Source organism: Brevundimonas sp. (assembly GCF_036402095.1).
Classification (GTDB): domain Bacteria; phylum Pseudomonadota; class Alphaproteobacteria; order Caulobacterales; family Caulobacteraceae; genus Brevundimonas.
Genome location: NZ_DASWTO010000153.1, coordinates 1 through 4,593, shown reverse-complemented (window position 1 = coordinate 4,593; position 4,593 = coordinate 1). Strand labels below are relative to the sequence as shown.

General features: G+C 69.2%; 4 protein-coding genes and 1 pseudogene. 3 read left to right on the top strand and 2 right to left on the bottom strand.

Annotated features, from left to right (window positions below; translation table 11 throughout):
* Together VGD32_RS10690 and VGD32_RS10685 are read right to left on the bottom strand one after the other, a co-directional pair.
* Positions 1-214, bottom strand: a pseudogene (locus tag VGD32_RS10690) (sulfurtransferase); the annotation flags it as partial.
* 20 nt (positions 215-234) lie between these two features.
* A complete protein-coding gene (locus VGD32_RS10685; RefSeq protein WP_414644410.1) occupies positions 235-1,455 on the bottom strand; it encodes a class I SAM-dependent methyltransferase in 1,221 nt (406 codons plus the stop codon).
* Positions 1,456-1,624: 169 nt separating this feature from the next.
* On the opposite strand from VGD32_RS10685, the gene kdsA reads away from it, so the two are divergent.
* From kdsA to VGD32_RS10670, 3 genes are all read left to right on the top strand, one after another.
* Positions 1,625-2,494 (top strand): 3-deoxy-8-phosphooctulonate synthase, encoded by an 870-nt coding sequence (kdsA, locus tag VGD32_RS10680; protein ID WP_331031868.1) that lies wholly within the window; start codon positions 1,625-1,627, stop codon positions 2,492-2,494.
* 18 nt (positions 2,495-2,512) lie between these two features.
* The gene (rfaE2, locus tag VGD32_RS10675; RefSeq protein ID WP_331031867.1) at positions 2,513-3,967 is read left to right on the top strand and encodes a D-glycero-beta-D-manno-heptose 1-phosphate adenylyltransferase; all 1,455 of its coding nucleotides are present in this window, start codon (positions 2,513-2,515) and stop codon (positions 3,965-3,967) included.
* A partial coding sequence (locus VGD32_RS10670; RefSeq protein WP_331031866.1) for an NAD-dependent epimerase/dehydratase family protein occupies positions 3,964-4,593 on the top strand: 630 nt, incomplete at its 3' end. The genes rfaE2 and VGD32_RS10670, both read left to right, overlap by 4 nt.

The window sequence follows — 4,593 nt, the reverse complement described above, 5'->3', positions numbered from 1 at the left end:
CCTCGGGCGCCGGCAGCATGTGCGGCAGGTCGCTGTCCGGATCGGAACTGGCTTCGAGGTCGAAGAAGACGGCCCCCGGAAGCCGGGCGACCTCGAAATCGGGACGACCGTCGCGCCCGTCCAGATGCCAGCTGGCGTCGACGAGACGCAGATCGGGCTGGCCGAGGCGGGCGGCGAGATCGGCGGTGGAGATCAGCGGCGGGAGATCGGGCATGAGCCCACTGTAGCGCCGGGTCAGGCGCGCGAAAGCCCGAGCTGGATGACGTTGGTCCGGGCCACGCGGAAGCCGGCCTCGCAATAGGCGAGATAGAAGCGCCACAGGCGGCGGAAGCGTTCGTCGAAGCCGCCGATGCGGCTGACGTCGTCCCAGGCGGACTGGAAGCGTTCGTCCCACAACCGCAGCGTCTCGGCGTAGTCCAGTCCGAAACGCTCGACGGCGCCCCAGTCGAGGCCGGTGGCGGCGACGACCGGTTTGAGGGCTTGCTCGGAGGGCAGCATGCCGCCGGGGAAGATGTATTTCTGGATGAAGTCGGTGCGCTTGCGATAGCCGGCGAAGACGGCGTCGTCGATGGTGATGATCTGCAGTCCGGCGCGGCCGCCGGGTTCGAGGACTTCGCGAATCTTGCCGAAATAGGCGGGCCAGTATTCCTCGCCGACGGCCTCGAACATCTCGATCGAGGCGACCCGGTCGAAGCGTCCCCGGACGTCGCGATAGTCGACCAGCTGGATCTCGGCCCGCTCGGACAGACCGGTGTTGAACATCCGCCGGCGGGCGAAGTCGAACTGCTCGCGCGAGATGGTGATGCCGGTGACGCGGGCCCCGACCTCCCTGGCCGCGAACTCGGCGAACCCGCCCCAGCCGCAGCCGATCTCGAGCACAGACTGGCCCGCCTGCAGGTCCATGGTGCGGGCGAGGGCGGCGTATTTCTCGCGCTGTGCGGCCTCCAGCGACAGGCCGGGACGGGTGAAGCGCGCCGACGAATAGGTCATCGAGGGGTCGAGCCAGGCGGCGTAGAAGGCGTTGCCGATGTCGTAGTGGGCGTGAATGTTCTTGCGCGAGCCCGAGCGGCTGTTGCGGTTCATCCGGTGCGACAGCCAGTGGATGGACTTCATCACCGGATTGCCGCTGGTCAGGCGGCGGAAATTGTCCTGGTTGCGGGCGAGGGCCTCGAGCAGGTGGCCGAGGTGCGGGGTCTCCCACTCGCCGGCCATATAGCCTTCGGCGAAGCCGATATCGCCGGAGGCGAGGACGCGCCCGGCGAATCGGTAGTCGCGGATGTCGAGCGTGGCCGACGGTCCGGGCTCGCGTCCCTCGAGAATATGGCTGGAGCCGTTGGGAAGGCGGACGGTGAGGCGGCCGAAGGTCCAGTTGGTGGCCAGCAGGCGCAATAGCAGTCCGAACCCGCGGGGCATGCGGGCGGCGGCCTGCTGGCGATCGACGGTCACCGTCGTCATGCGGTGAAGGTGGGGTCGGAACGGGCGGAACGTCAATCCCCCGCGGAGGCGCGCGACCGGTGGCCTTGTCACGGGTCGCCGTGTAGCTTGCCAAGCCGAAGGTCCGACGCCACGTGATCGCCGCAGAGGCGCGTCACGGAGGCGCGCCGTCCAGCCGTCATTTCGGGAAATCGCCGTGTCCAAGCCCAACGCCATCATCGACATCAAGGACGGGCTGAAGCGCCCGGTCAGCATCGGCGGCGGTCAGCGCATCGTCTTCATCGCCGGTCCGTGCCAGCTGGAGAGCCGGCAGCATGCGCTGGAGATGGCGCACGCGCTGAAGGAGATCGGCGAGCGGCTGAACGTCGGGATCATCTACAAGACCAGTTTCGACAAGGCCAACCGGACCAGCGCCAATGCGGCGCGGGGACTGGGTCTGGCGGGCTCGCTGCCGATCTTCGCCGAAATCCGCGAAAGCGTGGGCCTGCCCGTGCTCACGGATGTGCACAACGAGGCGCATTGCGCCGAGGCCGCCCAGGCCGTCGACGTGCTGCAGATCCCCGCCTTCCTGAGCCGGCAGACCGATCTGCTTCTGGCGGCGGCGGCGACCGGCAAGGTGATCAACGTCAAGAAGGGCCAGTTCCTCGCCCCCTGGGACATGAAGAACGTCATCGCCAAGGTGGTCGGGGCGGGCAATCCGAACGTCATGGCCTGCGAGCGCGGGGCCAGCTTCGGCTACAACACCCTGGTCAGCGACATGCGGGCCCTGCCGATCCTGCGCGAGATCGGCTGCCCCGTGGTGTTCGACGCCACCCACAGCGTGCAGCAGCCGGGCGGGCAGGGCACATCCTCGGGCGGACAGCGCGAGTTCGTGCCGGTGCTGGCCCGCGCGGCCGTGGCCGTGGGCGTCGATGCGGTGTTCATGGAAACGCACCAGGACCCCGACAACGCGCCGTCGGACGGGCCCAACATGGTGCCGCTGGACCAGTTCGAGGCGCTGGCCGCCGACCTGATCGCCTACGACGACCTGACGAAGGCGCGGATGGCGAAGGCCGCCTGAATCCGTTAGTCGGATTGCATGGCTGAACGGACTCTCGATCTCGGCGGACTACAGGCCCTGCTGGAGCGCGTGCGCGGGCTGAAGGTGGCCTGCGTCGGCGACCTGATGCTGGATCGCTACGTCTATGGCGAGGTCTGCCGGATTTCGCCCGAGGCGCCCATACCGGTGCTGCGGATGCGGCGCACCACGGCCATGCCGGGCGGCGTCGGCAATGTGGCGCGCAACGTGGCCGCCCTCGGCGGGGTGGCGCGGCTGGGCGCCGTGGCGGGCCGGGACGCCGCCGGGGACGAGCTGGCGACGCTGATCGCCGCCGAACCGGGTATCGAGGACGCGGTCGAGCGGCGCGCGGGCGTGGCCACCATCGTCAAGACCCGCTTCGTCGCCGCTGGCCAGCAGCTGCTGCGGCTTGACGAGGAGGCGGCTGCCCTGATGGGCGAAGAAAGCGGAGCGTTTGCCGGTGCTTCCGTCTATCTGTTGTCAGACTATGCGAAGGGCGTGGTCAGCGATCTGGTGATCAGCCAGGCGCTGGCGGCCGCGGAGAAGACCGGCGCGCCGGTCGTGGTCGATCCCAAGGGGCGCGATTTCGCCCGCTACGGCGCCGTCGACCTGATCAAGCCCAACGCCAGCGAACTGGCCGGGGCCACGGGCCTGCCGGTGGAGACCGACGCGGAGGTCGAGGCGGCCCTCAAGGCGCTGCTGCACGCCACGACGGCGCAGGCCGTGGTGGTGACCCGGGCGGGCAGGGGCATGCGCCTGATGCGGCGCGGGGAGGCGGCGAAGCATTTCCCCGGGCGGGCGCGCGAGGTGTTCGACGTCTCGGGCGCCGGCGACACCGGACTGGCGGCGCTGGGGCTGGCGCTGGGCGCCGGGGCCTCGCTGGAGACGGCGGTGGAGTTCGCCATTCTCGCCTCGGGCGTGGTGGTCGGCAAGGCGGGCACGGCCGTGGTCACTCCGGCCGAGCTGATCGACGCCGAGATGAGCCAGCACGCCGCCGGGGCCCACGCCAAGGTGATGCCGCTTGAGGATCTGGCGCATGTGGTCGAGGGCTGGAAGCGGCAGGGGCTCAAGGTCGGCTTCACCAACGGCTGTTTCGACATCCTGCACCGCGGCCATGTGGCCTATCTGGCGCAGGCGCGAAGCTGGTGCGACCGGCTGGTGGTGGCGCTGAACACGGACGATTCCGTGCGGCGCCTGAAGGGCGAGGGCCGGCCGATCAACGATCTGGACAGCCGGGCCGTGGTCATCGGAGGACTGCAGAGCGTCGACCGGGTGACCTCGTTCGACGAGCCGACGCCGCTGGCCCTGATCGAGCGGCTGCGGCCCGACGTGCTGATCAAGGGCGCGGACTACACCCGTGAGGGCGTGGTGGGCGGCGACCTGGTCGAAAGCTGGGGCGGCGAGGTCCGGCTGGCGACGTTCGAGGACGGCTATTCCACCACCAGGACGATCGAGAAGATGAAGGACGACCGATGAGCCGGCGGATGATCGTGGTCACCGGCGGGGCCGGCTTCATCGGCTCGAACATCGTCGCCCGGCTGTGCGCCGAGGACCGCCGCGACGTGGTCGTGTGCGACCGGCTGGAGGACGCGGCGCTGGGCAAGTGGAAGAACATCGCCAAACACCCGATCGCCGACTTCTGGCAGCCGGAGGAGCTGTTCGAGCAGCTGGAGCGGCACGCCGAGCGGATCGAGGCCGTGGTGCACATGGGGGCGATCTCCTCGACCACGGAGGCGGACGCCGATCTGATCCTCCGCACCAACTTCACCCTGTCGCGGGACATCTGGGACTGGTGCGCGCTGAGGGACGCCCGGATGGTCTACGCCTCGTCGGCGGCCACCTACGGCGACGGCGAGCGGGGTTTCGAGGACGACGACAGCCTTGAAGGGCTGGCTTCGTTGCGGCCGCTAAACGCTTACGGTTATTCAAAAATGCTGTTCGACCAATATGCCGCCCGGCAGTCGGACCGGGGGCAGTCGCCGAGCCAGTGGGCGGGGCTGAAATTCTTCAACGTCTATGGGCCCAACGAATACCACAAGGGCGGCATGAAGTCGGTCGTGGCGCAGATCTGGCCGAGGGTGGCGGCGGGCGAACCGGTGACC

What these genes read in the sequence shown, in the direction of transcription:
- rfaE2 (WP_331031867.1), top strand. Translation starts at nt 2,513, where the DNA reads ATGGCTGAACGGACTCTCGATCTCGGCGGACTACAGGCCCTGCTGGAG.
- VGD32_RS10685 (WP_414644410.1), bottom strand. Translation starts at nt 1,455, where the DNA reads ATGACGACGGTGACCGTCGATCGCCAGCAGGCCGCCGCCCGCATGCCC.